This is a genomic window from Plantactinospora sp. BC1, assembly GCF_003030345.1.
Lineage (GTDB): Bacteria > Actinomycetota > Actinomycetes > Mycobacteriales > Micromonosporaceae > Plantactinospora.
This window is the reverse complement of record NZ_CP028158.1, coordinates 706,083-732,267: the sequence shown is the minus strand read 5'-3', so window position 1 is coordinate 732,267 and position 26,185 is coordinate 706,083. Positions and strand designations below refer to the sequence as shown.

Annotated in this window: 24 protein-coding genes and 2 pseudogenes; 10 read left to right on the top strand and 16 right to left on the bottom strand. The window is 74.7% G+C overall.

Annotated features, from left to right (window positions below; all coding sequences use genetic code 11):
• Window positions 1–101: 101 nt before the first annotated feature.
• Window positions 102–2,669, bottom strand: coding sequence for an ATP-dependent Clp protease ATP-binding subunit (locus C6361_RS02975; RefSeq protein WP_107259177.1), 2,568 nt, complete (start codon window positions 2,667–2,669; stop codon window positions 102–104).
• Between the two features lie 112 nt (window positions 2,670–2,781).
• Between C6361_RS02975 and C6361_RS02970 the strand changes: the two genes are divergently transcribed.
• From C6361_RS02970 to C6361_RS02945, 6 genes and pseudogenes are all read left to right on the top strand, one after another.
• Window positions 2,782–3,171, top strand: coding sequence for a hypothetical protein (locus C6361_RS02970; RefSeq protein ID WP_107266677.1), 390 nt, complete (start codon window positions 2,782–2,784; stop codon window positions 3,169–3,171).
• Between the two features lie 250 nt (window positions 3,172–3,421).
• Entirely contained in the window at window positions 3,422–3,682 is a 261-nt protein-coding gene (locus tag C6361_RS02965; protein WP_107259179.1) for a hypothetical protein, read from the top strand.
• 8 nt (window positions 3,683–3,690) lie between these two features.
• Window positions 3,691–4,557, top strand: a complete 867-nt coding sequence (locus tag C6361_RS02960; RefSeq protein ID WP_107266676.1) for a hypothetical protein — start codon at window positions 3,691–3,693, stop codon at window positions 4,555–4,557.
• Window positions 4,550–6,526 (top strand): annotated as a pseudogene (locus tag C6361_RS02955) (FtsK/SpoIIIE domain-containing protein); the annotation flags it as partial. The gene C6361_RS02960 and the pseudogene C6361_RS02955, both read left to right, overlap by 8 nt.
• Window positions 6,527–6,673: 147 nt before the next feature.
• A pseudogene (locus C6361_RS39120) lies at window positions 6,674–7,381 on the top strand (cell division protein FtsK); the annotation flags it as partial.
• Window positions 7,378–8,052, top strand: a complete 675-nt coding sequence (locus tag C6361_RS02945) for a hypothetical protein (RefSeq protein ID WP_107259181.1) — start codon at window positions 7,378–7,380, stop codon at window positions 8,050–8,052. The pseudogene C6361_RS39120 and the gene C6361_RS02945, both read left to right, overlap by 4 nt.
• A gap of 32 nt (window positions 8,053–8,084) precedes the next feature.
• Here the strand turns inward: C6361_RS02945 and C6361_RS02940 are convergent, their stop codons facing one another.
• The 3 genes from C6361_RS02940 to C6361_RS02930 form a co-directional block, all read right to left on the bottom strand.
• On the bottom strand, window positions 8,085–9,524 hold the full coding sequence (locus tag C6361_RS02940) for a cupin domain-containing protein (protein ID WP_107266675.1): 1,440 nt from the start codon (window positions 9,522–9,524) through the stop codon (window positions 8,085–8,087).
• Window positions 9,525–9,533: 9 nt separating this feature from the next.
• Window positions 9,534–9,839, bottom strand: coding sequence for a hypothetical protein (locus tag C6361_RS02935; protein ID WP_107259183.1), 306 nt, complete (start codon window positions 9,837–9,839; stop codon window positions 9,534–9,536).
• A gap of 296 nt (window positions 9,840–10,135) precedes the next feature.
• On the bottom strand, window positions 10,136–11,158 hold the full coding sequence (locus tag C6361_RS02930) for a LacI family DNA-binding transcriptional regulator (RefSeq protein ID WP_107266674.1): 1,023 nt from the start codon (window positions 11,156–11,158) through the stop codon (window positions 10,136–10,138).
• 257 nt (window positions 11,159–11,415) lie between these two features.
• Between C6361_RS02930 and C6361_RS02925 the strand changes: the two genes are divergently transcribed.
• Window positions 11,416–12,948: a glycoside hydrolase family 43 protein gene (locus tag C6361_RS02925; protein ID WP_107266673.1), complete on the top strand. Its 1,533-nt coding sequence runs from the start codon at window positions 11,416–11,418 to the stop codon at window positions 12,946–12,948.
• A gap of 9 nt (window positions 12,949–12,957) precedes the next feature.
• Here C6361_RS02925 and C6361_RS02920 read toward each other — a convergent pair whose 3' ends face one another.
• From C6361_RS02920 to C6361_RS02910, 3 genes are all read right to left on the bottom strand, one after another.
• Window positions 12,958–13,926 (bottom strand): GNAT family N-acetyltransferase, encoded by a 969-nt coding sequence (locus C6361_RS02920; protein WP_107270696.1) that lies wholly within the window; start codon window positions 13,924–13,926, stop codon window positions 12,958–12,960.
• A gap of 101 nt (window positions 13,927–14,027) precedes the next feature.
• Window positions 14,028–14,480, bottom strand: coding sequence for a YbhB/YbcL family Raf kinase inhibitor-like protein (locus tag C6361_RS02915; RefSeq protein ID WP_107270695.1), 453 nt, complete (start codon window positions 14,478–14,480; stop codon window positions 14,028–14,030).
• A gap of 133 nt (window positions 14,481–14,613) precedes the next feature.
• Window positions 14,614–15,084, bottom strand: a complete 471-nt coding sequence (locus C6361_RS02910; protein WP_107259186.1) for a DoxX family membrane protein — start codon at window positions 15,082–15,084, stop codon at window positions 14,614–14,616.
• Between the two features lie 141 nt (window positions 15,085–15,225).
• On the opposite strand from C6361_RS02910, the gene C6361_RS02905 reads away from it, so the two are divergent.
• Window positions 15,226–16,233 carry a threonine/serine dehydratase gene (locus C6361_RS02905; RefSeq protein WP_107259187.1) on the top strand — a complete coding sequence of 336 codons (1,008 nt, stop codon included), beginning with the start codon at window positions 15,226–15,228 and terminating at the stop codon, window positions 16,231–16,233.
• A gap of 46 nt (window positions 16,234–16,279) precedes the next feature.
• Here C6361_RS02905 and C6361_RS02900 read toward each other — a convergent pair whose 3' ends face one another.
• The 7 genes from C6361_RS02900 to C6361_RS02870 form a co-directional block, all read right to left on the bottom strand.
• Window positions 16,280–17,458: a winged helix DNA-binding domain-containing protein gene (locus C6361_RS02900; RefSeq protein WP_199853219.1), complete on the bottom strand. Its 1,179-nt coding sequence runs from the start codon at window positions 17,456–17,458 to the stop codon at window positions 16,280–16,282.
• A gap of 75 nt (window positions 17,459–17,533) precedes the next feature.
• Window positions 17,534–17,827 carry a putative quinol monooxygenase gene (locus C6361_RS02895; RefSeq protein WP_107259188.1) on the bottom strand — a complete coding sequence of 98 codons (294 nt, stop codon included), beginning with the start codon at window positions 17,825–17,827 and terminating at the stop codon, window positions 17,534–17,536.
• 52 nt (window positions 17,828–17,879) lie between these two features.
• Window positions 17,880–18,491, bottom strand: a complete 612-nt coding sequence (locus C6361_RS02890; protein WP_107266672.1) for a dihydrofolate reductase family protein — start codon at window positions 18,489–18,491, stop codon at window positions 17,880–17,882.
• Between the two features lie 179 nt (window positions 18,492–18,670).
• The gene (locus C6361_RS02885; RefSeq protein WP_199853218.1) at window positions 18,671–19,471 is read right to left on the bottom strand and encodes an SDR family NAD(P)-dependent oxidoreductase; all 801 of its coding nucleotides are present in this window, start codon (window positions 19,469–19,471) and stop codon (window positions 18,671–18,673) included.
• Between the two features lie 133 nt (window positions 19,472–19,604).
• The gene (locus C6361_RS02880) at window positions 19,605–20,177 is read right to left on the bottom strand and encodes a hypothetical protein (RefSeq protein WP_199853217.1); all 573 of its coding nucleotides are present in this window, start codon (window positions 20,175–20,177) and stop codon (window positions 19,605–19,607) included.
• A gap of 39 nt (window positions 20,178–20,216) precedes the next feature.
• Complete coding sequence (locus C6361_RS02875) at window positions 20,217–21,251, bottom strand: nitroreductase family protein (protein ID WP_107266670.1); 1,035 nt, start codon at window positions 21,249–21,251, stop codon at window positions 20,217–20,219.
• A 131-nt stretch (window positions 21,252–21,382) separates the two neighbouring features.
• The gene (locus C6361_RS02870) at window positions 21,383–22,411 is read right to left on the bottom strand and encodes a nitroreductase (protein ID WP_369931199.1); all 1,029 of its coding nucleotides are present in this window, start codon (window positions 22,409–22,411) and stop codon (window positions 21,383–21,385) included.
• Between the two features lie 168 nt (window positions 22,412–22,579).
• On the opposite strand from C6361_RS02870, the gene C6361_RS02865 reads away from it, so the two are divergent.
• Window positions 22,580–23,218 (top strand): response regulator transcription factor, encoded by a 639-nt coding sequence (locus C6361_RS02865; protein ID WP_107259192.1) that lies wholly within the window; start codon window positions 22,580–22,582, stop codon window positions 23,216–23,218.
• A 66-nt stretch (window positions 23,219–23,284) separates the two neighbouring features.
• On the opposite strand, the gene C6361_RS02860 is transcribed toward C6361_RS02865, so the two are convergent.
• Together C6361_RS02860 and C6361_RS02855 are read right to left on the bottom strand one after the other, a co-directional pair.
• Entirely contained in the window at window positions 23,285–25,009 is a 1,725-nt protein-coding gene (locus C6361_RS02860; RefSeq protein ID WP_107266669.1) for a GAF domain-containing sensor histidine kinase, read from the bottom strand.
• Between the two features lie 76 nt (window positions 25,010–25,085).
• On the bottom strand, window positions 25,086–25,259 hold the full coding sequence (locus C6361_RS02855; RefSeq protein WP_107266668.1) for an acetate--CoA ligase family protein: 174 nt from the start codon (window positions 25,257–25,259) through the stop codon (window positions 25,086–25,088).
• 26 nt (window positions 25,260–25,285) lie between these two features.
• Between C6361_RS02855 and C6361_RS02850 the strand changes: the two genes are divergently transcribed.
• Window positions 25,286–26,014: a Sir2 family NAD-dependent protein deacetylase gene (locus tag C6361_RS02850; RefSeq protein ID WP_107266667.1), complete on the top strand. Its 729-nt coding sequence runs from the start codon at window positions 25,286–25,288 to the stop codon at window positions 26,012–26,014.
• Window positions 26,015–26,185 lie beyond the last annotated feature (171 nt).

Genomic DNA, 26,185 nt, shown 5'->3' with positions numbered 1-26,185 from the left:
GCGCGGGGCTCCCAGGCTTCCGGCCAGTGGGCGCGGTTCCCGGCCGGGCCCGCCGGTCCGGTAGGTCCGGGGTCCGGGCGAGCCGCCGGCCGGTCGTCGGCTCATCGGCCGTGCGTGGCGGTGGCCGGGCTGCGTCCGCCGGGCCGCTCCGCCGACACGTCGAAGGTCAGTTGGCCGTCCCGGGCGCCGACCGTGACCCGCTGCCCCGGCTCGACGGTCCCGTCCAGCAGCATCCGGGAGAGCCGGTTGTCGACCTCCCGCTGGATCGTCCGGCGCAGCGGCCGGGCGCCGAACTGCGGTTCGTAGCCGTGCTCGGCGATCCAGTCCACCCCCTCGGTGGTGAACTCGACCCCGATGTCCTGGGCGCGCAGCCGTCGGCGGGTCTCGCCCAGCAGCAGCTCGGTGATCTGCCGGAGCTGCTGCTGCTCCAGACGGCGGAAGATGATTACCTCGTCGATCCGGTTCAGGAACTCCGGTCGGAACTGCTCCTGGAGCCGGCGCATCAGCCGGTCCCGCAGCTCGGTGTTCTCCTCCTCGGCGCCGCCACCCGCACCGCCGCCGAAGCCGACGCTGCGCTGGCTGCCGGTGATCAGCTCGGAGCCGAGGTTGCTGGTCATGATCAGTACGCTGTTCCGGAAGTTCACCGTCCGCCCCTGGCTGTCGGTGAGGCGTCCGTCGTCGAGTACCTGCAACAGGATGTTGAAGACGTCCGGGTGCGCCTTCTCGATCTCGTCGAGCAGCACCACCGCGTACGGGCGGCGCCGGACCGCCTCGGTGAGCTGTCCCGCCTCCTCGTAGCCGACGTACCCGGGCGGGGCGCCGACCAGCCGGCTCACCGTGTGCCGCTCCTGGAACTCGCTCATGTCCAGCCGGACCATCCGGTCCTGCTCGCCGAAGAGCGCCTCGGCCAGCGCCCGGGCCAGCTCGGTCTTGCCGACCCCGGTCGGGCCGAGGAAGAGGAAGCTGCCCATCGGCCGGTCCGGGTCGGCCAGCCCGGTACGGGACCGGCGTACCGCCTCGGCGACCGCGCTCACCGCGTCGTCCTGGCCGACCACCCGCTCGTGCAGGTGCCCCTCCAGCCGGAGCAGCCGGTCCCGTTCCTCCTCGGTGAGCTGGCTGACCGGGATGCCGGTGGCCCGGGAGACCACCTCGGCGATCTCCTGCGGCCCCACCTCGGGCACCGCCGGCTGGTCGCCGTTGCCGTTCGCCACGTGCAGCCGCTCGCGTACCTCCTGGAGCCGGTCGCGCAGTTCCGAGGCGCGCTCGTACTGCTCGTCGGCGACCGCCTGGTCCTTCTCCCGGCGTACCTCCTCCAGCTCCCGCTCCAGTTCCCGTACGTCACCGGCGGGTGTCCGGGTACGCAGCCGGACCCGGGCACCGGCCTGGTCGATCAGGTCGATCGCCTTGTCGGGGAGGAACCGGTCGGTGACGTACCGGTCGGAGAGTTCGGCGGCGGCGACCAGCGCCTCGTCGGTGAACCGGACCTGGTGGTGCGCCTCGTAGCGGTCCCGCAGTCCGCGCAGGATGGCGACGGTGTCGTCCACGGTGGGCTCCGGCACCAGTACCGGCTGGAACCGCCGGGCCAGCGCGGCGTCCTTCTCGATGTGCCGCCGGTACTCGTTGAGCGTGGTCGCGCCGATCACCCGCATGTCGCCCCGGGCCAGCGCCGGCTTGAGCATGTTGCTGGCGTCCATCCCGCCCTCGGCACCGGCTCCGCCCGCGCCGACCAGGGTGTGCAGCTCGTCGAGGAAGATGATCAGCTCGTCGCCGTGCGCCCGGATCTCGTCGATCACCTTCTTCAGCCGCTCCTCGAAGTCGCCCCGGTAGCGGGTGCCGGCGACCAGGCCGGCGAGGTCGAGCTGCACCACCCGCTTGCCGATCAGCGTCTGCGGCACGTCCCCGTCACAGATCCGCTCGGCGAGCCCCTCGACGATCGCGGTCTTGCCGACCCCGGCCTCGCCGATCAGTACCGGGTTGTTCTTGGTACGCCGGGACAGGATCTCCACCGCCTGCTCGATCTCGTCCATCCGGCCGATCACCGGGTCGATCCCGTCGGCCTGGGCCAGGTCGGTGAGGTCCTGCCCGTACTGGTCGAGGGTCGGGGTGCCCCGGTCCGGCTTGGCGCCGCCGTTCCCGCCGCCGCTGGCGCTGGCCGCCTGCAACGACTGCGGCTGGATCCGGCCCGCCGCCAGCATCCGGCCGGCCGGCGACTCGGGGTTCAGCGGCAGGGCCATCAGGATGTGCTCCGGCCCGATGTAGGAGGCGCCCATCGCCCGGGAGAGCTGGTGCGCGTCGAGCAGCGCCCGCTTCGCCGCCGGGGTGAGGGACATGTTCGACGGCACCTGGCCGTGCTTGGCCGGCCGTTCCACCCGCTGCTCGCCGCCGAGCGCCCCGAGCAGCGCGTCCGGGTCGGCACCGGCCCGGCTGAGCAGGTCCCGCAGGGGTTCGCGTTGCAGGGCGGCCCAGAGCAGGTGGTCGGTGTCCAGGTCGTTGCTGTTCGCCTGTGCCGCCCGGCGTGCCGCGTCCGCCAGCATCTCCCGGGCGTCCGCGGTCATCAGCCTGGTGATGTCGACCCGCTGCCCCTGCCGGCGGCTTTCTCCCCGGCCGAAGTAGCGGGCGAGGAACTCGTCCCACGGATCGGGGCCGAAGTCGCCGGGTCCCTGCGTCATCTCTTGTCCCCCTCACGGGCGCGGGCACTGGCGTCATCTCGGCTACCCGGCGGAAGGCCCGACAAACGCGCCCTAACCACAGGTGGGACGGCTGTGCTGGCAGGCTGGGCGGATGGCAGTCGAAGCTCTCCTCGTCGTGGACGCCGCGAACGTGGTCGGCTCCCGCCCGGACGGCTGGTGGCGGGACCGGGCCGGGGCGACGGCACGGTTGCGGGACCGGTTGGCGCCGATCGCCCGGCACGGCCTGCCGGGGCTGCCCCCGCCGGTGGCGGTGGTGCTGGTGGTGGAGGGCGCGGCCCGCCGGGTGGAGCCGGCCGAGGGCGTCCGGGTGGTCGCCGCGGAGGGCTCCGGCGACGACGCCATCGTCGGCCTGGTCGGTGCGGAGGGCACCGGTCGGAGCTGCGTGGTGGTCACCGCCGACCGGGCGCTGCGGGACCGCGTCACCGCGCTCGGCGCGCAGGTACGCGGACCGCGCTGGTTGACCGCACCGCCGCACGGGTGACGGAGAACCGACTCGGGACGGCCTGGAAGTTGCGGCGCTGAGCTGGGCCCGCCGGTGGCCGCCAGACAACTGTCGGAGATCCGACTGAGTAATCGTCCGGTGACGCAAAGTGGGAGGAAGCGGGGCGGGTGACCCGGTCCGGCGGGACCACCTGGGAACGGACAGCGGGGCAGCAAACGCCCAGGGCGCCGCAGAGCGCTGATCGGGATAAGCTCTAATTAGAGCCTTCCCGCCCCCAGGAGGTTTCGCCGTGGCGAGTGTCGCCGAGCTGAAAGCGGCCATCGACGCCGCACTGCAGCAGATCGGCGACGGCCAGGCCGCAGTGCAGGCCGCCAGCGACAAGCTCGCCGAGGCCCAGCAGACCCTGGCCGGGGCGCTGGAGGGGAGTGGACACTCCACTGTCGACGCCGCGCAGGCGTCGCTGTCGCAGGCCGCCCAGGAGCTGGAGGAGTGCCTCGCCGCGACGCTCGCCGCCGTCGAACACGCCCAGCTCTACGTCTCGACGCTGTAGAGCAGCGGATGTCCATCATCGAGGAGTTGGGCGCCCGGGTCCGGGCCGCCTCCGACGAGCTGCCGGTCGAGCTGGTCATCAAGGCACTCGACCACCTGAAACTCGCCTCCGAGCGGCTGCGCTGGGTCCGGCAGGAGTCGGCCGACCCGATGGGCGTACCCGAACTCTCCGCCGCCACCGAACACCTGGAGACGGCCGGGCACGCGCTGCGGCTCGCCCAGGACCAGTTCGCGACGTACCTGGCGGCGATCGGGCTGGGCCGGGACGGGCCGCCGGCCGGCGGCCCGCAGCGGCCGGCGGGTCGTCCCGGCACCCGGGGCCCGACCGACGCGTCCGGGCCGGTCCGGCGGGCCGCTCCCGCCGCGACCGGCGGCTGGTGGTCGGTCCGGGTCGCCGAACTCTTCGACCGGCGGGACACCCCGGCACCCAAGCCGGACCGTGAGATCACCGACCCGGAGGAGTTGCTCCGTCGGGTGACCAGCGGGGTCCGCTCCGGCGACCGGACCCGGCTGCACACCGAGCTGCGCGCCGTGGAGGCGAACGTCGGGCTGGGCCTCGCCTCGGTCGCCCCGCCGATGCTGCGGGACCTGGCCACCGCCCTGCTCGGCCACCCGCCCCGGGCGGCGGACCTGCCGAGGCTGCGCCGCGAGGTCACCGGAGGGGTCAAGGACCTGGTGCCCAACCTGCCACCCGGGGTGCTCGACACCGTGCTGAGCCGCCTCTGCCGGATGCCGCCGCCGAAGGAACCCGTCGAGCAGCCGCACCCGGCCGACCCGGCGGTCGCCGCCGGGGTCCTCACCGGACTGCTGATGCGCCGGCTCGGCGTCGACCAGCGCCCCGTCACCGCTCGCGCACCCCGGGACACCCATGCCTGACCTACGGACCCAGCTCGTCGACCGGGTCCGCACCATGCTGTCGCACGCCCTGGGCGCGTCCCGGGCCCGGCTCACGGCGGCGCGGACCGAACTCGGCGGCGCACAGGACCGGCTGCGCCGGATCCGGGACGCCGCTGCCCGGGTACCCGACCGGGTCGGTGCGGAACGGGACCGTCGGGTGGCCGAACTCTCCGACCGGTACGCGGCGGAGATCGGCCGGCTCGCCACCCGGGCCGCCGAGGCCGCCGCCCGGGAGGCGCCCGGTGCCGCCGGTACGGACTGGGCCGGCTGGCAACCGACCCCGGTGATCCGGGGCGAGGCACCGGGACCGCTGCGGATCGGCACCGTACGGGTCGACGGCGCCGTGCCGGTACCGGCGCTGGTGCCGCTGCTCGACGCCGGCCACGTACACCTCTCCGGGGCCGACCGGGGCGGCTGCGACGAGGTGGTCGCCGCGCTGCTGCTCCGGGCCTTGGGCCGGGCCGATCCCGGCGCGCTGCGGCTGGTCGGCTACGACCCGGAACACCTCGGCGGCGGGCTGGCCGGCTTCGCCCCGCTCTCGACCGCCGGGCTGCTGACCTTCGTCGGGCCGGGTGGCCTGGCCCGGCTCCTCGACGACCTCGTCGACCAGATCCGCCGGATCAACGAGACGGTGCTGGCCGGCGAGTACTCCTCGCTGCGCGAGCTGGCCGCGGCGACCGGCCGGCGCCCCGAGCCGTGGCGGGTCGCGGTGCTGCTCGGCGGCGACGAACTCTCCCGGCACGAGCGGGGCCAGCTCGACCGGGTGGCCCGGACCGGCGCCGCCTGCGGCGTGCACCTGGTGGTACGCGGCATCGAGCTGCCCGACGGGCCGGACGTGCACCGGGTGGTGGTCGACGACGGCACCGCCTGGCTGGACACCTGCCCCGACCTGCCGGTGCTTCCCGACCCGCCCCCGCCGGCCGGGCTGGTCACCGAGACCTGCCGGGAGGTGGCGACCCGGGTCAACGCCGGTCCGCCGCCGACGCCCTTCACCGACCTGCTCCCGCCGGCCGACCAGATGTGGCGGGAGGACTCCGCCGCCGGTCTGGTCGCGCCGATCGGCGACGGTCCACAGGGCCGGCCGGTGACGCTGACCCTGGGCGACTATCCGCCGCACGCGCTGATCGGCGGCCCCTCCGGTACCGGCAAGACCAACCTGATCTTCGCCTGGATCGGCTCGCTCGCCGCCCGCTACTCCCCCGCCGAGCTGGAGTTCTATCTGCTGGACTTCAAGGAGGGGGTGTCGTTCGCCCGGTTCGCCCAGGGCCGGCGCGACCCGAGCTGGCTGCCGCACATGCGGCTGGTCGGGATCAACGTCAACACCGACCGGGAGTTCGGGCTGGCCCTGCTGCGGTTCCTTGCCGAGGAGCTGCGCCGCCGGGCGGACGCGGCCAAGCGGCACGAGGTGACCAAGCTGTCCGAGCTGCGCGCGGTGGACCCGACCGGCCGCTGGCCACGGATCGTCGCGGTGGTGGACGAGTTCCAGATGCTGCTGGCCGGCCGGGACGCGGTGGCCAGGGAGGCCGCCGACCTGCTGGAGGACCTGGCCCGGCGGGGCCGCTCCCAGGGCATCCACCTGGTGCTCGCCTCGCAGGACGTCCGGGGCATCGAGGCGCTCTGGGGCCGGCCCGCGCTGGTCGCCCAGTTCACCCTGCGGATCGCGCTGCCCAAGGCGCTGCGCATCCTGGCCGAGCGCAACGACGCCGCCCAGGTGCTGCCCCGGCACCACGCGATCGTGAACGCCGAGTCCGGGATGTCCGAGGGCAACCAGGTGGCCCGGATCCCGGCGGCCAGCGACTGGGGCACCTGGAGCGACCTCCAGCACCGGCTCTGGCGGATGCGCCCGCCGGACGCGGCCCCGGCCCGGCTCTTCGACGGCGACGCGATCCCCCGGCTGGACGAGGCGCCGGACTTCGTCGCGCTGCGGCCGCCGGGCGAGGCGACCCCGGTCGGCGCCCCCCGGGACCGCGCGGCCGGCGGCGCGATCTGGCCCGAGGGGGTCGGGCCGGAGCGGGGCGGAGTGCCGAACGGCGGCACACCGGCGCAGCCCGGCGGAGACCGGCCGGGCGGCCCGGAGCGGACCGGTGGCGGGGCCCGGGGGCCGGTGGCGCTGCTCGGCGAGATCATCGACGTGCAGGCGCGCTCGGCCGGGATGCGACTGCCCCGGGCACCGGGCCGGAACCTGGCCGTGCTGGGCACCGGGGTGGACGAGGCCTGCGCGGTGCTGGACGCGGCGGCCCGGTCGCTGCGCCGCCAGCACCGCCCCGGTACCGCCCGGTTCTCCATCGCCTGCCTGGACCCGGACGCCGACACCGCCGCGCGGTCGCTCTACGAGGCGCTCGGCGCCGACGCCGCCTGGTATTCCGAGGAGGACATCGGCGAGCTGATGGCCGAGACCGCCGACGGGCTGGGCTCGGGCGGCGCCCCGGGCGAGCCGCACTACCTGCTGCTCTACGCCGTCGACGCCGCCGCCGGCCAGCTCGGCACCACGATCGGGCGGCGCACCGGGCTGGACCACCTGCGGCACGTGCTGCACAACGGGCCGGAGCGGCGTACCCACGTGCTGGCCTGGTGGCGGGGGGTGGCCCGGCTGCGGGCGGACCTCGGCGGCCCGGCGTCGCGTACCGACCAGATCGGCGCCTGGGTCGCGCTCGACGTGCAGGGTGCGGAGCTGACCTCCGCGCTCTATCCCGGGGCCGGCGGTGGCCCGGACTGGTACCCCCGGCCGTGGCGCGGGCTCTTCTTCGACCGCTCGGTGCACCGGACCGGTCAAGTGATCATCCCCTATGGACCGTCCCGATGAGCGGCGACCTGGAACGGGAGGCCGGCTACGCGCAGGCGATCCGGCGGCTCGCCGAACTGACCGGCCGGGCCGAGGCGGAGCGCGCCGAGGCGGACGCCTGGTACGAGCGGCAGTGCGCCGCCGCCGAACGGGCGGTACGCGACGCGGAGCAGGCGGTACGCCGGGCCGAGGCGGAGGTGGCCGACGCCCAGCAGGAGGTGGACCGCACCGAGGCCGAGTCGATCCACCTCTGGAGCATCCTGCGCGGGCAGTTCGGTGCGGCGGACCGGCGGGTCGGCGAGCCACCGGTGCCGCGCAACGGCGTGGGCGTACCGGCCGACGTCGAGGCGCTGCTCGACGGGGTCCGGGAGCTGCTGGACCGGGCCCGGAAACCGGGCGAGCTGCCGAGCGCCACCCGGCCGCTGCTGGCCCTCTTCGGGGTGCTCGGCGCGGCCGCCGCGTACGCCCTCGGGCTGGCCGCCCGGACCGTCGGCGACCGGTACGGCGGTGACCTGGCGGTGGGCATGCCGGTGCTCGGGCTGCTGGTGACGCTCCTCGGCCCGGTCGTCGGGCTGGCACCGGCCCGGGTACTCGCCGACCGGCGGCACGCCGGCCTGGACGTACGCTCCGCGCTGGTGGTCGTGGTCGCCGGGCTGGTCACCACCGGGGCCCTGTTCGGCCTGCTCCGCTGAGGACGCCGGCCCGGGAGGCGGTGCGGCCGGGCTCAGACCGGTACCGCGACCGCCTCGCGGAGCAGCCGCCGGGCCAGCACGATCCGGTCGGCGTCGTCGTCCAGCCCGGGCAGGTCACCGACCCGCTCCGCCGCCCCGGAGAGGAACGCCCGCAGTGCCGGCCCGCACTGGGCGGGGAAGGTCACCGTGCGGTCGAAGAGCGACAGCACGACCCGACCGGGGCTGCCGTCCCCGCCGGCCGGCTGGCTCGTCAACCGCCAGCGCAGGCCGTCCCGGGGCACCAGCCGGGTGTCGGCGTGCACCGCACTGATCGCCGCCGCCTGGGCCAGCGGCCGGATCGGCGCCGGGCGGGCCGCCGGCCAGGCCCGGGCCCGTAGCCGGGCGGCGACCTCGCCCGGATCGGCCCGCAGCAGCCAGTCCCGCAGCGCCTCGACGGTCTCGGTCAGCTCCGGTTCGACCTGGTCGACCTCGGCCACGTCCATCCCGAACGGCAGCGTGGCGCGCAGTCGCGGATCCTCGGTGGCCAACTCCAGCAGCGCCTCGACCATCGCGTACCGGGTGAGTGCCCGGACCCCGACGGTCAGGTGCAGGCTGCTCTCGTCCTGGGCCCGGGCGCTGTGCAGCCAGCCCCGGGGCAGGTAGAGCGCGTCACCGGGACCCAGCACCACGTCCAGCGCCGGTGGCCCGTCGGCGACCGCGGCGACCTCGTCGGCCCGGCCGCCCCACGGCTGCCGCTCCAGCGGGTCGGGCAGCACCGGCTCGTGGATCTGCCAGTGCTTGTGCCCGTCGACCTGGAGCACGAAGACGTCGTGCGTGTCGTAGTGGGTGGCGAAGCCCTGGTTGCCCGGCGGCGTCAGGTAGGCATTCACCTGGAGCGGCTGGCCGAGTTGCCGGCTCAGCTCCCGGGTGAAGTCGATCAGTGGGGGCCAGGTCCGGTGCAGTCCCTGGAGCACCAGGGTGGCGCCGTCGGCGTAGAGCGCGAGGACCCGCTCGTCGAGTACCTGGTCGGTGATCTCGGCCCCGGCCCCGCCACCGCCGGTGTACTGCCCGGTCGGCAGTACCTGGCCGTTCCTGGCCACCCGCAGGAACGGGGTACGCAGTCCGCGCCGGCTGAGCAGTTCGTCGGCGTCGTCCGGGCTGAGCAGGTCCCGGAAGCCGTCCGGGTTGCCGAGTTCGGCGGCCCGGGAGAGCAGCGCGGCCCGTCCCCAGTACGCGGCGGCGAACTTCGCCGGCTCGACCGCCACGCAGCGGGTCAGCGCCGATCCGTTGGCCGGGGCGGGCCCCGTCGCCGGGCCGGTGGACCGGGCCGGGCGACCGTCGCCGCCCGCCCCGGTCGTCGGATCGGATCCCGGCAGGGTCGGTACCGCCGGTCGGGGTGTCCCGGTCGGCGGTGCGTCCGGCAGGTCCGCCCGGGAAGCCTCCGGCCGGTACCGGGCCGCGACCGTGCCGGTCGACCCGTCGTACTCGGTCATCGTCGGGCGCTACCGGGCGGCGCTGTCGGCGCCGCCGTCCTGCTGCCCCGGGGTGGCTCCGGCGTCGGCCGGGCCCTCGGCGGCACCGTCCGCCCCGCCGTCGTGCTGCCCGGGGGTCGCGCCGCCGTCGGCCGGACCCTCGGCGCTGCCGTCGGCGCCACCGTCGTGCTGCCCCTGGGTGGCTCCGGCGTCGGCCGGGCCTTCGGCGGCACCGTCCGCGCCACCGTCCCGGCCCTGCGGGTTGGCTCCGCCGTCGGCCGGGCCCTCACCACCGCCGCCGCCCGTGGTCCGGATGTCGTCGTCGTCGAGTCTCATCGGGTTGCTCCCTCGGGTCAGCGCCCCGCCGCGCCGGCCGGGCGTCGCTACGCGGGTGGTGGTACCCCGCGCGCGATCACCTCTAACCCGGCAAACCGGTCCTTCTCCCGCGCGGGGGTGCCTCGCGACCCAGCGCAGCGCTGGCGGTCAGCCGGTACGGCAGGCGACGCGGTTCGGGGCAAAACGCGTGCCCGTGCGCGGCCGACGACGGTCCCGGAACACCCGGTCAGCCGCCCTCGACAGCTACCGGAAATCTCCCGGAAGTTCACCCCGGCATTGCCGGAACGGCCTCGGGGTCAACGGCGGGCGTACGGCGCCGAACTGTCCCGGACCACCAGGTCGGTGGAGAGTTCGACCCTGGGCGTGTCCAGCGGCTCGCCGCCGGCCAGCCGGAGCACCGTCCGGGCGGCCAGCAGCCCCATCTCGGCCAGCGGCTGGCGTACGGTGGTGAGTGGCGGCGAGGCCCAGCGCGCCTCCGGCAGGTCGTCGAAGCCGACCACGCTCACGTCGTCGGGGACCCGCAGACCGCGCCGCCGGACCGCCTCGTACGCCCCGAACGCCATCTGGTCGCTGGAGGCGAAGATCGCCGTCGGTGGCTCGTCGAGGTCGAGCAGTGCGGCCCCGCCGGAGTAGCCGGACTCGTGGTAGAAGTCGCCGGGCAGGACCAGCTCGTCGCGGAGCGGGATGCCGGCGGCGTCCAGGGCGGCCCGGTAGCCGTCGAGCCGGGCCCGGCTGCAGAGCAGTCGCGGCGGCCCGGCGATGAAACCGATCCGGCGGTGGCCGAGCGAGAGCAGGTGCTCGGTGGCGCGCAGCCCGCCGGCCCAGTTGGTCGCGCCGATGGTCGGGATGTCGAGGTTGGGCACTCCGGCCGGGTCGACCAGCACCATCGGCACGTTGAGCCGGCGCAGCTCGGCGTGCACCGGCGGGGCGAGGTCGCTGGCCACCAGGATCACCCCGTCGGTGGCCCGGGTACGCAGGTTCTGCAACCACTGCCGGGTCGAGGTGGAGCGACGGTGGATCGCCGAGACCACGGTGCCGACGCCGGAGGCGTGCGCGACGTCCTCCACCCCTCGGATGATCTCGACCGCCCAGGGGCTGTCCAGGTCGTTGAAGATGAGGTCGATCAGGCTCGCCCCGGCCCGCGGTCGGGTGGCCCGTCGGCGGTAGCCGTGCCGGCGGAGGAGTTCCTCCACCCGTTCCCGGGTCTGCGGCGCCACGTCGTTGCGGCCGTTGAGCACCCGGGAGACCGTCGGCACCGACACGCCCGCCTCCTGTGCGATGGCGGTGATCGTGATCCTGCGTCCTTCGTCGACCGTCACGAGGCAGCTCCTTCGTTGAGGGTTCAGCCTACGACCGAAACACTTTCGAGGGTGCACCGGCGTCGGTCACGTGCCCTCCCAGTATTTTGCCGCAGCTTTCGGGGTTGACTGACCGCACGGTGGGCCATAACGTTCCGAACGAGTTACGGAACAATTCCGGAAAGTTTACGCCGGAGAGGATCGTCCATGCCCCGTCTCGCCGCGCCCACGGTCCCGCCGGCTCGGGCGACCGGTGACCTGGCCGGGGTCGAGTCCTGATGGTGCCCTCCGGCGCTCCGGTCATCCCCGGCTTCCATCCGGACCCGAGCATCTGCCGGGTCGGCGACGACTACTACCTGGCCTGCTCCAGCTTCGAGTACTTCCCGGGCGTGCCGATCTTCCACAGCCGGGACCTGGTGCACTGGACCCAGTTGGGCAACGTCCTCGACCGGCCCAGCCAGCTCGTCCTGCCGCCCGGCACCCCCTCCTCCGGCGGGGTCTACGCGCCCACCCTGCGGCACCACGACGGCCGGTTCTGGCTGATCACCTCGAACGTCCCGCACGGCGGCACCCTGCTGGTCACCGCCGAGGACCCGGCCGGCCGCTGGTCGGAGCCGGTGCACCTGCCCGACGTCCTCGGCATCGACCCGGACCTGGCCTGGGACGACGACGGCACCTGCTGGTGCACCGTGGCCGGCGTCGACCAACTGCGGATCGACCCGGTCCGGGGCACGGCGCTGAGCCGGCCGAAGCGGATCTGGTCCGGCACCCCGGGTGCGCAGGCGCCCGAGGCGCCACACCTCTACCAGATCGACGGCATGTGGTATCTGCTGATCGCCGAGGGCGGCACCGAGCGCGGCCACGGCATCTCGGTGGCCCGGGCGCCGGCTCCGGACGGGCCCTTCGAACCCTGCCCGGCCAACCCGATCCTCAGCCACCGCAGCACCGACCACCCGATCCAGAACACCGGGCACGGCGACCTGGTGCGGGCCGCCGACGGCTCCTGGTGGCTGGTCTTTCTCGGGGTACGCGCCCGGGGCGGCACACCCGGCTGGCACGTACTCGGCCGGGAAACCTTCCTCGCCCCGGTCACCTGGTCCGACGGCTGGCCGGTGGTCGGGCCGGTCGGCGCGGTGCCGCGTACCCCCACCCTGTCCCCCGCGCCGGTGGGTGCCGCGCCGGTGCGGGACGACTTCGACACCACCGAACTGCACCCGCGGTGGATCTCCGTCCGGGCCCGGCCGCCGGAGGACGTCTCGCTGATCGATCGCCCCGGCTGGCTGACCCTGCGCTCCCGGGGCAACTCGCTCGACGAGCCGACGGTGACCTTCGTCGGCCGCCGGCAGGAGCAGCACGACGTCCGGGTACGCGCCCTGGTCGACCCCGGGGTGGGCCGGGGCGGCCTGGCGGTACGCCTCGACGAGGCCCACCACTACGCGGTCGAGCTGGGCGACGGCGAGGTCTGGGTACGGGCCCGGATCGGGCCGCTCTGCCAGCGGATCGGCAGCCGTCCGGTGACCGGCCCGGTGGTGTTGCGCGTCGAGACCTGGGCCTCCGGGCCGGGCATGGACCATCCCCGGCAGGAGCCGGACGTGGTGCGGCTCGGCTACGAGGCACCCGGCGGCGAGTTCGTCGTCCTCGCCGAACTCGACGGCCGCTACCTCTCCACCGAGGTCGCCGGCGGCTTCACCGGCCGGGTGATCGGCTGCTACGCCACCGCCGACGCGATCGGGGTCGACTGGTACGACTACCGGGTGCTCGGCTCGCTGGACCGGGCCGAGGTGGTCGACGACGACCTCGTCGACGCCTGAGCCGCCCGACTACTTCCCGTCGGCGTCGACGCTCCGTTCGAAGACGACCGCCTCGTAGCGCGGGGTCATCCCCACCGACTCGTAGAGCCGGACCGGACCGATCGGGTTGGCCAGGTCGACGCCGAGCCCGGCGTACTCCCGGCCCTTGCCGGCATAGCAGGCGAAGGCCCGGGCCAGCAGCGCCGCGCCGACGCCCCGCCGCCGGTGCTCCCGGAGCACCGCCAACTGCTTCACCCAGCCCTCGTTCTGGTCGAGGGTCTGGTCGGCGGACTGGAGGACGCCGACCGGCTCGCCGGCCACCTCGGCGACGAACCACTCGTCCCAGGCGACGCTGGGCAGCGCGGCCACCTGGGCCCGCCACTGTTCGTAGCTCGCCGGCTGGTAGTCCGGGGTGTCCCGGAAGGCCGAGTCGAGGATCCGGTGGAAGGTGCGCAGCTCCGCGTCGTCGGTGGACCGGACCGGCCGGACCAGCACCCCGGGCGGCGGGGGTGGCGGCTCGGCGGCCACCCCGGCCAGCGGCCGGCGCATCCGGGCGTACCGCTTGACGAACTCGAAGCCGGCGTCCCGGAGTACCCCGATCCAGCGTTCCTCGGTCGGCAGCGCGAGCGCCCGTACGGTCATCGCGGCGAGACCGAACTCGGCGGCGCGTTCGGCGGAGCGGGCCAGCTGCATCTCCAGCAGCGGCACCTGGGCCGGCAGTCCCCGCTCCGGGTGCACGTAGACCTCGACGGTCTCCCGTGGCCCCCGGTTCGAGTCCTCCAGATAGGACCAGCCGCGCACCTCGCCGTCCGGGTCGATCGCGAGCCAGCTGTCCCGGGCCGGGTCGAGGTCGGGCGCGGTCAGCACCTCGCGTACGTCGTCGGCGCTGAAGTCGGGGTGGCCGAGCGCGGCGATGTCGCTGGCGTGCACGACGGCCAGGATCGCCGGCACGTCGACGAGGCGGGGCCGGCGCACCGACCAGCCGGGCGGCAGGGGCATGTCGTGCATCTAACCCCGGCCGGCCCTGCTCCGCCGCCGATTTTCCGCCGAGAATCGGCGCCGACTCTCCGGCGAGGACCGGCGGGGATTTCCGCCGAGGGTCAGCGGGCGAAGGTGCCGACCATGTTGCCGCTGGCCAGTTCGAGTTTCCGCACCGCGGCGTGCACGTCCGACGCCTGCGGCGCGCCGGGCAGCTCCAGCGGTCGGTTCACGGCGTAGAGCCGGAAGAAGTACCGGTGCGGGTCGTCGTCGGTCGGCGGATGCGGGCCGCCCCAGCCCGCCGTGCCGAAGCCGTTCTCCCAGACCCGGCCGCCCGGTGGGGTCTCGCCCTCGTCGACGCCGCCGGAGGTCGCCTCGATCCCGGTCACCAGCCAGTGCAGGAACGGCGTACGCCCGGCGTCCCGGTCCTCGACCAGCAGCACCAGTTCGGTCGCCTCGTCCGGTACGTCGAACCACTCCAGCGGTGGCGAGATGTTGCCGCCGTCCCGGGAGAACCGGTCCGGCAGCCGGTCGTGGTCGTTGAAGGCGCGGCTGCGCATCAGAATCCCGGCCATCGCGTCGCCCTCCTCCCGGTTCGGGACCTCTCCGGACGCCACCGGCCGAGAACGCCGGTGGGGCCGCTCGTGTTCTTCCGGGCGTACCCGGGGTGGGCGGGCCGAAACAGCCGCCGGCCGGGTCGGCGCACGGTCAGCCGCGCCGCTTGCCGCACCGGCGCGCGATCTGCCGGCCCACGCCGCGCCGCTTGCCGGCGGCCCGGCCGAGCAGGTCGTCGAGGAGCAGGGTGAGACCGGCCCCGACCAGCCAGCTGTCCTTGGCGATCGGTACGCCCTGCTGGGTCGGCCGGGGGTTGCCGGGCTCGTGCATGCCGGGCGTGGCCCAGTACAGCCGCATCAGGCCGCCGCCGAAGGCGAGCAGGCCGAGCCCGACCAGCGCGGACGGGACCACCGGGAAGAGCAGCGCGGCGCCGAGCGCCACCTCGGTGCCGGCCAGCAGCCGGGCGAACTGGTCCGGTGGGATCTGCTTGATCGGCGGGATCGCCCCGGACGCCATCCCGTGCATGCCGGCCGCCTCCTCCCCCTCCAGGTTCCACTTGGAGACGCCCGAGTTCAGGACGAACGCGCCGATCGCGACGCGCAGCGGAAGATGGGACACGTTCATCGGTCGCTCCGCTCTGCCGGTACCGCTGTCCGGGCCCGCCTACCCGGATAGTCCGCCCGCACACCGGGTACCGCCCGGTCGGGCGGACGGGCGGCGCCGGGCGGGGCGGGCCGGGCCGGGCACCCGGTAACGTCCGTCGGCATGGTCGAGCTGATTCCCGCCGAACGGATCACGGAGGCGGCGAGCCGCATCCGGCCGCACGTGCTGCGTACCCCGACGGTGCCCAGTCCGGGGCTGGCCGAGGTGCTCGGCGTGCCGGTGGCGCTGAAGCTGGAGACGCTCCAGCACTCCGGCAGCTTCAAGCCGCGGGGCATCGCCAACCGGCTGCTGTCGCTGTCGCCGTCGGAACTCGCCGCCGGGCTGGTCACGGTCAGCGGCGGCAACCACGGGATCGCGCTGGCCGCGATGGCCGCCCGGACGGGTGTCCGGGCCACCGTCGTGATGCCGGCGAAGGCGCCGGCCCGGTCCGCCGCCCGGGTCCGGGCCAGCGGTGCCGAGCTGGTGCTGACCCCGGACGTCGGCGCCGCGTTCGACGTCGCCGAGCAGCGTCGGCAGGCGGGGATGACCTACGTCGACCCGCTCGGTGACCCGGCGATCGTCGCCGGGCACGGCACGGCGGGCGCGGAGTTCGTCGCCGACCGGCCGGACCTGACCGACGTCCTGGTCAGCATCGGCGGGGGCGCGCTGATCTCGGGGGTCGCCACCGCGATCAAGGCGGCGAAGCCGGGGGTACGGATCTGGGGCGTGGAGACCGTCGGGGCGGAGTCGATGTCCCGGGCGCTGGCCGCCGGGCACCCGGTGCGGGTCGACGTCACCTCGATCTCGACCACGCTCGGCGCGCCGACCGTCACCGAGCTGACCCTGGCACACGTCCGGGCGTACGTCGAGGAGGTGCTGGTGGTCTCCGACGCCGAGGCGGTCGACGGGGTACTGACCGTCGCCGAGGAGGCCAAACTGTGGCTGGAGCCGGCGGCCGGCTGCCTGCTGCCGGCCGCCCGCCGGGTGGTCGAGCGGGTCGGCGCCGACGCGGTGCTCGGACTGCTCTGCTGCGGTGGCAACGTCACCGTGCCGGACGTACTCGGCTGGGCCGCCCGGACCGGCGCCCGTCCGGAGCTGCTCGCCCCGCCGCAGGGCAGCGCCCGGCACTGAGCCCGGGGCCGGTGCCGTCGGGCCGGCCGAGTCGCGGTCCGGCCGGTCAGCCGGCGAGTTCCCGCTCCAGCGGGGTACGGAACTGCGGCGTGATCCGCGCCTCGCCGAGCCGTCCGGCCAGCTCCGCCACCGCCGCCAGCACCGCGCGGGCCGCCTCGGCGCCGACGTCCTCAAGCAGCCGGTGGACGATCTCGCCGTCCCTGCGCTGCGCCCAGCCGCCGACGATCCGGCCGTCCCACCACACGGTCGGGCCGATGTTGCCGTTCCGGTCGAAGAGCCGGGGGCCGTGCCCACCGAGGAACCACTCCCGGCGGGACCAGCCCATCGGGGTCGGGTCCAGGCCGGGCAGCAGCGCCGCCCAGGGCTCGACCGGAGGTACCGGTTCGAGGTCGTCGGGGAGCAGCAGCCCGGTGCCGCCGTCCAACTCCACCTCCACCGGCCGGACCCCGGCGAGCGCCCGACGCGTCTGGGTGACCGTCCACCCGGTCCACCAGCGCAGGTCCTCGACCGGCGCCGGCCCGTACGCGGCGAGCCAGCGGCGGGCCAACTCGACCTCGGCGTCCTGTGCCGTCCACGGCTCGGGAGCCACCGGATACCAGCGCTGCGCCAGCGACCACCGGTACGGGCTGTACCGCCAGGTGCTGCGTGGCCGTCCCCGGACGATCCGCCCCTCCGCGGCGAGCAGCAGGAGCAGCCGGGCGACCACCCGCTGCCGGCCTTCGTAGGACTTGCCCCGGGCCAGCACCAGGGGCTGGCGCAGCCGCTCGTCCTGCTCGGCGAGTTCCGCCGAGGTCAGCTCGCCGCGCGCCTCGATCGCCGCGAGCGCCACCGCCTCGACCTCGGCGAGCCAGCGTTCGACGTCGTCGGCCACGCCCGCCTCGGCGAGGAAGCCGAGGAGCTTGCGCCGTTCCCGGCCGGCGACGGTCCGGGCCGCCGCCTCGTGCAGCACCGGTACGGACTCGACGGGGGTCACGAACATGGTCCGGCGCATCGCGAGCATCCGGATCAGGGTCCGGTCCTCGTACAGCGCCCGGTCGACGGTCCGCACGTCGGCGGCGGCGCCGGCCAGCCGGGCGAAGAGGGCCAGATAGACGGTGGGCGGGTCGGAGGCGTGCAGCGCCACCATGTCCCGGGCGACCTCGACCGGGTCGTCGGCGCGGGCCTCGGCCGCGAGCCGGTGTCGCCGGCCGATCCTGGCCCGCCGCTGGGCAACCTCGATCCGCACCCTGCCTCCTCCGGTCCGCCGGCCGGTCGAACCCCTGTCTACCAGCGGCCGGGCGGCGGGCCCGACCCTTCGGCGCTACCCGGGTACGTCGTACGTCTGCACGACGCGGCGCGCAAGGCGCGGCACGATCTGTTCGAGGGCGAGCCGCTGGAAGTGGGGCGTGTCGCGGTGCGCCTCGAACGCCTCGCGGGAGGCGTACCGTTCGAGCAGCACCACGGTCCGGTCGTCGTCCAACTGCTGGTAGCCCACGAAGGAGAGGCAGCCCGGTTCGCCGCGACTCGCCTCGATAAACTCGGGCAACAGCGCGCGGACCTCCTCCTCCGCCCCCGCAGCGATCGTCCAGTGTGCGACCACGAGCAGTTCGGCCATGGCACCTTCCCTTCGCGTCCCCGGCGAGCGGTGTGGCCGGTGGTGTGGCCGGTCACTCCGCCCCGAACGAGCCGACGACGATCTCGCCGGCCGGCTCGTACCTGCCGATCATCACCCCGTTCGGCGAGACCGTGCTCCGCACCAGTTTCAACCCGACCGGGACGGTGCCGTCGGCGAAGAGCCGCTTGCCCGAGCCGAGGACGACCGGGAAGACCAGCAGCCGGAACTCGTCGACCAGGCGGTGCCGCAGCAGCGTCTGGATGAGGTTGGCACTGCCGTGCACCTGCAACTCGGGTCCGTCCTGCCGCTTGAGCGCCGCGACGCCCTCGGCGGCGTCACCCTCGATCAGCACGGACCTGTCCCAGTCGAGCGTGGGGCGGCCCCGGGAGGCGACGTACTTGGTGGCCCGGTTGAGTGGCCCGGCGCCCTCCTCCTCGGAGGCGTGCGGCCAGTACGAGGCGAAGATGTCGTAGGTCCTGCGCCCGAGTACGAGGTCGAACGGCTTGTCCATCAGGTCGGTCATGGCCTCGGCCACCTGGTCGTCCCAGTAGTTGACCATCCAGCCGCCGTGGGCGAAGCCGTTGTCGTCGTCCTCGCCGGGGCCGCCCGGGGCCTGCATGACCCCGTCGAGGGTCAGGAAGGTGCTCACCACCAGTTTCCGCATCGTCGGTGTCCTCTCCATCGGGCCCCGCTGTGCGGCGGACCGTCGTCGTCGGCGCGTTCTCCCGCGCCTGCCAGCAACTCTCACACCGACAACTCAATTTGTCAAGAACAGAAGACTTGTCGGGCTGGACGAGCCGGAGACGGCGCCGACGGGCGCGCTACCGGGGCCCCGTGCACCGGCTAGGGGAGGATGGCGTCGACGTACCCGCCGTCGACCCGGACGGCCGCGCCGGTGGTCGCCGAGGCGAGCGGCGAGGCCAGGTAGGTGACCATGTTGGCGATCTCGACGGGCTCGATCAGCCGTTGCAGCAGGGACTGCGGCCGGTGCAGTCGCATGAACTCGCGCTGCGCCCGCTCCCACGGCACGCTCCGGTCGACAAGCTGGTAGACGAAGTCCTCCACCCCGCCGGTGTGGGTCGGTCCGGCGATCACCGAGTTGACCGTCACCCCGGTCCCGGCGGCGGCCTTGGCGAAGCCCCGGGAGACGCCGAGCAGCGCCGTCTTGGAGACCCCGTAATGGATCATCTCGGTCGGGATGACCACCGCCGAGTCGCTCGCGATGAACTGCACCCGTCCCCAGCCGCGTTCCATCATCCCGGGCAGGTAGCTGCGGGTCAGCCGGACCGCCGCCAGCACGTTGACCTCGAAGTAGCGCCGCCACTCCTGGTCGTCGATCTCCAGCGCCGGCCGGGCGGCGAAGATGCCCAGGCTGTTGACCAGGATGTCGACGCTGGGCAGGAGTTCGAGGGTCCGCGCCGTACCGTCGTCGGTGGCCACGTCGGCCGGGACCTCGACCAGCTCGGCGTCCGGCACCTCGGCCCGCAGCGCGGTCGCGGCCCGCGCGACGCTCTCCGGCGTACGACCGTTGACGGCCACCCGCGCACCGGCCCTGGCCAGCCCGGTCGCGATGGCCGCCCCGATGCCCTGGGTCGATCCGGTCACCAGCGCGGTCCGGCCGGTCAGGTCGATCTGCACGGTCATGAGCTTCCCCCAGAAGGTGAGCGGTCCGGGCGGACCGGCGCGTATCCCTACAGATCAGACCGTAGTGCCGCACCCGGACGACGGCGCGGCGGGCACCACCCGGGGGTGATGCCCGCCGCAGCGGAAACCGGCGTCACCTGAGCCAGGGCTGCCGCCGCACGATCGGCAGCCTCGCCCAGACCCGGCCCAGTCCCCAGGTGTCACCGGCGCCGACCAGGGCCAGACCGGCCAGCAGCGCCGCGTTGACCAGGTGCTCGTCCAGGAAGGGGTTGTTCGCAGGAGGCAGTACGACCGTCCACATCAGCACGTACAGCAGGCCGCCGGCCACCGCGGCGACCCGGAGGCCGATCCCGGCCAGCAGGGCGACGCCGATGGCGAGCAGGCCGACCATGAACAGCACATCCGCCCAGGCCGCCCCGGCGATGCCCTGGTAGAACCCCTTGAACGGTCCCTCCGCGCCGAACGCCAGGAAGCCCCTGGTGGGGCTGCCACCGTTGACCCAGGCGGCCTTGCTCTCGGTCGCGAAGCCGAAGCCGAACATCTTGTCCAGGAACGCCCACAGGAAGGTCCAGCCCAGCGCGAGCCGGATGCCGGCGAAAACGTACCGGGTGGCCCGCTGGGCGCCGGTCTCCGCACCCACCGGGTCGGCCGCCGCAGCGGTCTGGCGGGCGACGGGCTGGTTGCTGGTCGCCGTCATCGTCGTCACGTCCTCTCGTGTCGTCCGCGCTGTCCCTCGCGGCTACCTCTATTCGACGCCGTGCACCACCGGGCGGGGCAGGGCCGACGGGCCGCTCGCCGCCGGGACCTTGGACCCGTCTTCCCGGGACGTCCGGTTCGGGTCCGCCACCGCCGGCGGCGTTCCCCGGTGCGCCGGTCGGTGCCCGATCCGCAGCACCATCTGCGGTCTGCCGAACCGCCCGAGCGCCAGCCGGAGCTGCTCGCGTGCCGCCGGCACCGCCATCACCTGGCTGTGCAGGCAGGTCGTCAGCCCGGCCGCCGCGGCGGTCAGCAGGACGCGCTGCAACGCCTGCCCGGCCCGCAACTGCGCACCGGGGCCGTCCGCCGGGCTCCCCAGCACGGCGACCACCGGCTCCTGGTCCGGCTCCTGACCGGCTCCCTGATCCGACCGCTGAGCCGGCTCGTCGGCCGTCCCGGCCCGGTCGCCCCGACCGGCCGGCACGTCACACGGCAGGTGGAACGACCCGTCGAACGGCGGCGCGGCGGTGCGCCAGCGGACCGGGTCCGTCCGGGCCCGGTCCAGCACCCGCCCGGCGCTCGCCTCGATCTCGCTGAAGGCGGCCACCGCGGCATGACCGACGATCAGCTCCAGCCAGCCGTGTTCGGTCCGGGCGGCGTCGATCAGCCGACGCCGGACCTCGGGCGGTACCGGCGTCGGGACGACCGGTCCGGCATCGACCCGGCACAGCGGCAACGCCGCGAACAACTCCCGCTCGGTGGGACCGGGCGGCTGCGCCGGACCGGGATGCAGCCGCGCCAGCAGGTCCGGCTCGTCGCGGTACGGACGCAGCCGGACCAGCGCGGGCCGCCCGAGCTGCCTCAGCGCCAGCCGTACGTTGAACAGCCCGGCACCACCGCCGATCCGGGCGGCCCACCACCCGGCGTGCGCCCCGGCCGGACTCGCCCGGGGCGGGCTGACCAGCACGTCGATGGCGCCGCCGTGCAGCCGCAGCCACGGTTGGCTCTGCTCCGGCACCGGCGCCCGGGCGGCGGCGACAACGGCCAGCTCCAGGTCCTCCCGCGTGTAGCCCGTCGGACTCATCCTGCTTCTCCTCGCCCCGTCCCGCCCGGGTCGACGGGCGGCGGATCGGCCGTGCGTGGGACCCGTCCGGCACCGGACCCGGCCGTCGACGGTGCGCGGCCGGACTCGGCGCCGTGCCGGGACCGCTCGGCTCAGTCGGCGTACTCGATCACGTCGGTCGGGTCCCGCCGGAGCACCGGCGGCAGCGGACTCGGGTCGGCGACGAAGCCGAGCCGGACCACCACGTACGGCTCACCGATCGCGGCGAGCAGGTTGCGCATCAGCCAGCGGGGCCACTCCAGTTCGATCGGATCGCTCAGCGGTGCGGTGGCCAGCCCCTCCGCCACGGCGGTCAGCAGCAGGGCGGAGAGCGCCTCGCCGCCGGCGAGCAGGTCGGCCGGGGCGTCGCCGTTGCCGAACAGGATCGCGTAGGCGGCGCCCCGGTCCATGCCGTCGCCCGTCTCCAGCCCGGGTGTGCCGCCGAACGCGTGTTCGCGGATCGGCACCCGGCGCGGTCCCGGGCGGACCGCCGAGGCGGCCGGTACCCCGTCCCGGCTCCCGGCCGGGCGGTTCGTCCAGCGCCGCAACTCGGCCCGGTACGCCGGGTCCTCCAGCTCGACGGCGGCGGCGTTGGCGGTCGCGACGGCCAGCATCGGCATCTGGTCCTCGCGGACCAGGTGCAGGTACGCCCCCTCGGCCTCGACGACCTGGCGGAGCCGGCGCAGGGTCGGCTCGGCGACCCGGCGGTCGTCGAAGGCCCGCCGGTCGGTACGTCGCCGCTCCCCGGCCGCGTGCAGTCGCGACTGCTCCGGATCCGGCTCCTGTCGTCCGGTCACCGTGATCCTGGCCAGCACGTCCGGGTCGGCCGCCTCCGGGAACCGCACCACCTCGGTGCGGTATCCGGCCACGGCGAGCGCCAACCGCGCGTGGTGCAGGGCCGCGCCGCAGCTGACCAGCAGCAGCCGTCGGGCCTCGTCGACGCTGTGCACCTGCCGGGAGCGGTCCGCCCGCAGCGTCAGTACGGCGCCGGGGCCGACCCGCCAGCGCCACGGCTGGGTGTTGAAGACCGAGGGCGCCAGCAGCGCGTACCCGGCGGCCGCACCGAACGCGGCGCGGACCTCGTCGGCGGGTACGGCGGTTCCGTCGGCGGGCGTCGTCGCGTCGCTCCGGTTGGGGCTCATCGCACTTCCTCCTCGTTCGCTGCCTGCCCCACCACCGTGCGCCGCCGCCGGGGCGCGCCGGCAGGGCCGCAGGTCCCGTGCCGGCGGGACCCAGTCCCCGATCCCGGCGACCGGCGTTCGGGACCTTCGGCCCTGCCGGTCGGGGCGTCGGCCGGATAGGAAGGACGGGTGATTAGGGTCTTCCTGCTCGACGACCACGAGGTGGTCCGGCGCGGCCTGGCCGGGCTGCTGCAGAGCGACGGCGATATCGAGGTGGTCGGCGAGTCCGGCTCGGCGCAGGAGGCGGCGCGCCGGATCCCGGCGCTCCGCCCGGACGTGGCGATCCTGGACGCCCGGCTGCCGGACGGCAACGGCATCGACGTGTGCCGGGACGTCCGGGCGGTCGACTCCGCGATCAAGGGGCTGATCCTGACCTCGTACGAGGACGACGAGGCGCTCTTCGCGGCGATCATGGCCGGCGCCGCCGGGTACGTCCTCAAGCAGATCCGCGGCACCGACCTGGTCGACGCGGTCCGCCGGGTGGCCGCCGGCCAGTCGCTGCTGGACCCGGCGGTGACCGCCCGGGTGCTGGACCGGATCCGCACCGGCGTCGAGCAGCCTCGGGAGTTCCAGTCGCTGACCGAGCAGGAGCGCCGGATCCTGGAGTACGTGGCGGAGGGGCTGACCAACCGGGAGATCGCCGGCAAGATGTTCCTGGCCGAGAAGACGGTGAAGAACTACGTCTCCAGCCTGCTGGCCAAGCTCGGCCTGGAACGGCGCACCCAGGCGGCGGTGCTCGCCACCCGACTGCTCGGCGAGCGGCACTGACCCCGACGCCGGCACTGACCCCCGCACCGGCACTGACCCCGACACCGGACCGGCTCGGCCGAGCGCTCAGTCGCGCAGCGGCACCCGCCACACCACCGTGGTACCGGTCGGCTCTGTCCGGCCGACCTCGAAGCTGCCGCCGTAGCGCTCCGCGCGTTCCCGCAGGTTGACCAGGCCGCCACGGGCCCGGGCCGGGTCGGTGCCCACCCCGTCGTCGGCGACCCCGACGCAGAGCTCACCGTCGCGCACGTCGACGGTGACCGTCACCCGGCTCGCCCGGGCGTGCCGGACGGCGTTCGAGAGCGCCTCGCCGAGCACCGCGAGCAGGTCGGGGCGGATCCGGTCCGGCACGGCGCTGTCCACCGGCCCGGTCATCTCCAGCCCGGGACGGAATCCGAGCGCCTCGGCGGAGCCGGCGACCAGGTCCCGGATCTCGGTACGCAGCGCCGCGCTCATCGGGGTACGCAGCTCGAAGATCGCCCGCCGGATGTCCCGGATGGTGGAGTCGAGGTCGTCGACGGTGGCGTTGAGCCGCTGCCGTACGTCCGGCCGGGCGGCCAGCGGCGCCACCGTCTGCAACTGGAGCCCCATCGCGAAGAGCCGCTGGATCACCACGTCGTGCAGGTCCCGGGCGATCCGCTCCCGGTCCTCCAGGACCACCAGCAGTTCCCGCTCCTCCTGCGCCCGGGCCCGTTCCAGGGCCAACGCCGCCTGCCCGGCGAACGTCGCCAGCAGGGTGCCCTCGACGTCGGTACCGGCCTGCTCCCCGACCGGGTAGCCGACGACCAGTACGCCGTGCAGCGCGTCGCCGACGATCAGCGGGGAGATCAGCCCCGGGCCGGCGCTGACCGGTACCGGCCAGGGTGCCGCCTTCGCCAGGCTCTCCGCCACCGCCTGCCGCCGGTGCGTCACCGGCTCCACGAAGGCCGTGTCGTCGGCGGCGAGTACCGCCCCGACCAGCTCGGCGGCGGCCTGGCCACCGTCGGCGACCTCGACGGTGAACTCTCCGGCGCCCTCGTCGTAGAGCAGCACCAGGGCGACGTCCGCCTCGGCCACCTCCCGGGCGCGGCGGGCGATCAGCCGCAGCGCGTCGGTGCGGCGCACCTCGCCGAGCAGCACCCCGGTGATCTCGGCGGCGGCGGCCAGCCAGCGTTCCCGGCGGTGCGCCATGGCGAAGAGGCGGGCGTTCTCGATGATCACCCCGGCGGCGGCGGCGAGCGCGACGACGATCTCCTCGTCGTCGTCGGTGAACTCCGCCGCCCCCTGCTTCTCGGCCAGATAGAGGTTGCCGAAGACCTGGTCCCGGATCCGGATCGGCACGCCGAGGAAGCTGTGCATCGGCGGGTGGTTCGGCGGGAAGCCGTACGACTGCGGGTGCTGGGTGATGTCCGGCATCCGCACCGGACGGGGGTCGGCGATGAGCAGCCCGAGGACGCCCCGGCCGTGCGGCAGGTCACCGATCCGGGCATGCGTCTCCGGGTCGATGCCGTGCGTGATGAACTCGGTGAGCAGCCGGTCGGGGCCGATGACGCCGAGCGCGGCGTACCGGGCGTCGGCCAGCCGGCACGCGGCGGCGACGATCCGGTCCAGGGTGCTGCGCAGGTCGAGGTCGGTGCTGATCCCGACGACGGCGGTCAGCAGCGCCCGCAGCCGCTCCCGGCTGGTCACCACCTCGCCGACCCGGTCCAGCATCTCCTGGAGCAACTCGTCCAGGCGTACCCGGGACAGCGGCGTGATGCCCAGCGACGGGGTCGGAAAGCCTGAGTCGTCGGGCGGCCTCGACTCGGTCATCCGGCGATGTTATCCCCGGCACCGGGCCGCACGGCAGGCGCGATGATCAGCTCGCGCCCGCCGCGCCACCACCGGCTCACCGCGCGGCCCGCAGCTGCCGCAGCGTGCGGTGCGGCTCCGCGCCGACCGGCGCGAGCCGCAGCTTGGCGTCGACCACCGCCACCCCGTCCGGGCCGACCAGCACCGGGTTGAGATCGAGTTCGGCCACCTCCGGCAGGTCCTCGGCGAGCTGACCGAGCCGGCAGAGCAGCTCCTCGACCGCGGCGGTGTCGACCGGTGGCGGTGCTCACCGGGGCGGGCATCTCCACCGACTCCGGGGTCCCCGACTACCGGGGACCGGACGGGGTCTGGACCCGGGATCCGAAGCTCACCGACGCGTTCACCCGGGACCGCTTCATGGCGGACCCGCAGGTGCGGGCCCGGTTCTGGCGTACCTATCTCGGGCACGCAGCGTGGCGGGCCGAGCCGAACGCCGCGCACCACGCGCTGGCGGAGTTGGACCGGGCCGGGATCGCGGTGCGGATCCTGACCCAGAACGTCGACGGCCTGCACCAGATGACCGGGATCGCCGCCCGGAAGGTACTGGAGCTGCACGGCAGCATGCGCTCGGTGGTCTGCACCGGCTGCGGGGCGCGGTCCGAGGCGCGGGCCACCCTGGACCGGGTGGCGGCGGGCGAGCCGGATCCGGGGTGCCGGGAGTGCGGGGGGATCCTGCAACTCGCCGTCGTGCTGTTCGGGCAGTACCTCGACCCGGACACCCTGGACAACGCGAAGCGGATCGCGGCGGCGAGTCAGTTGATGCTCGCGGTCGGCTCGTCGCTGCTGGTCGAGCCGGCCGCCTCGCTCTGCCGGCTCGCCGTGGGTGCCGGTGCCCGGCTGGTGATCGTCAACCGGGACCCGACCCCGTACGACGGCCTGGCCGACGAGGTGGTCAGGGAGCCGATCGGCAGCGCGCTGCCCCGGATCACCGCCGCGCTCACCGCCGCCGCCCGAGCTACCCGTTGATCGAGTGCGTCCGGCCCGCCCCGCCGGGCCGGACGCGCCCCGGACGAGCGACGCTGGCGACCGCGTACGGTATACGAACTACCGTTCGGCTCAGCCGATCGACCGTCCGCCGATCGGTGAGACATCGATGATCAAGGTAGCCCGGATCGGGGAATAGGTTCCGGGCGAAGA

Excerpts from the sequence above, each read along its gene's own strand:
- C6361_RS02975 (WP_107259177.1), bottom strand. The coding sequence starts at position 2,669 with ATGACGCAGGGACCCGGCGACTTCGGCCCCGATCCGTGGGACGAGTTC.
- C6361_RS02970 (WP_107266677.1), top strand. The coding sequence starts at position 2,782 with ATGGCAGTCGAAGCTCTCCTCGTCGTGGACGCCGCGAACGTGGTCGGC.
- C6361_RS02960 (WP_107266676.1), top strand. The coding sequence starts at position 3,691 with ATGTCCATCATCGAGGAGTTGGGCGCCCGGGTCCGGGCCGCCTCCGAC.
- C6361_RS02945 (WP_107259181.1), top strand. The coding sequence starts at position 7,378 with ATGAGCGGCGACCTGGAACGGGAGGCCGGCTACGCGCAGGCGATCCGG.
- C6361_RS02940 (WP_107266675.1), bottom strand. The coding sequence starts at position 9,524 with ATGACCGAGTACGACGGGTCGACCGGCACGGTCGCGGCCCGGTACCGG.
- C6361_RS02935 (WP_107259183.1), bottom strand. The coding sequence starts at position 9,839 with ATGAGACTCGACGACGACGACATCCGGACCACGGGCGGCGGCGGTGGT.
- C6361_RS02925 (WP_107266673.1), top strand. The coding sequence starts at position 11,416 with ATGGTGCCCTCCGGCGCTCCGGTCATCCCCGGCTTCCATCCGGACCCG.
- C6361_RS02920 (WP_107270696.1), bottom strand. The coding sequence starts at position 13,926 with ATGCCCCTGCCGCCCGGCTGGTCGGTGCGCCGGCCCCGCCTCGTCGAC.
- C6361_RS02915 (WP_107270695.1), bottom strand. The coding sequence starts at position 14,480 with ATGGCCGGGATTCTGATGCGCAGCCGCGCCTTCAACGACCACGACCGG.
- C6361_RS02910 (WP_107259186.1), bottom strand. The coding sequence starts at position 15,084 with ATGAACGTGTCCCATCTTCCGCTGCGCGTCGCGATCGGCGCGTTCGTC.
- C6361_RS02905 (WP_107259187.1), top strand. The coding sequence starts at position 15,226 with ATGGTCGAGCTGATTCCCGCCGAACGGATCACGGAGGCGGCGAGCCGC.
- C6361_RS02895 (WP_107259188.1), bottom strand. The coding sequence starts at position 17,827 with ATGGCCGAACTGCTCGTGGTCGCACACTGGACGATCGCTGCGGGGGCG.
- C6361_RS02890 (WP_107266672.1), bottom strand. The coding sequence starts at position 18,491 with ATGCGGAAACTGGTGGTGAGCACCTTCCTGACCCTCGACGGGGTCATG.
- C6361_RS02885 (WP_199853218.1), bottom strand. The coding sequence starts at position 19,471 with ATGACCGTGCAGATCGACCTGACCGGCCGGACCGCGCTGGTGACCGGA.
- C6361_RS02875 (WP_107266670.1), bottom strand. The coding sequence starts at position 21,251 with ATGAGTCCGACGGGCTACACGCGGGAGGACCTGGAGCTGGCCGTTGTC.
- C6361_RS02870 (WP_369931199.1), bottom strand. The coding sequence starts at position 22,411 with ATGAGCCCCAACCGGAGCGACGCGACGACGCCCGCCGACGGAACCGCC.
- C6361_RS02860 (WP_107266669.1), bottom strand. The coding sequence starts at position 25,009 with ATGACCGAGTCGAGGCCGCCCGACGACTCAGGCTTTCCGACCCCGTCG.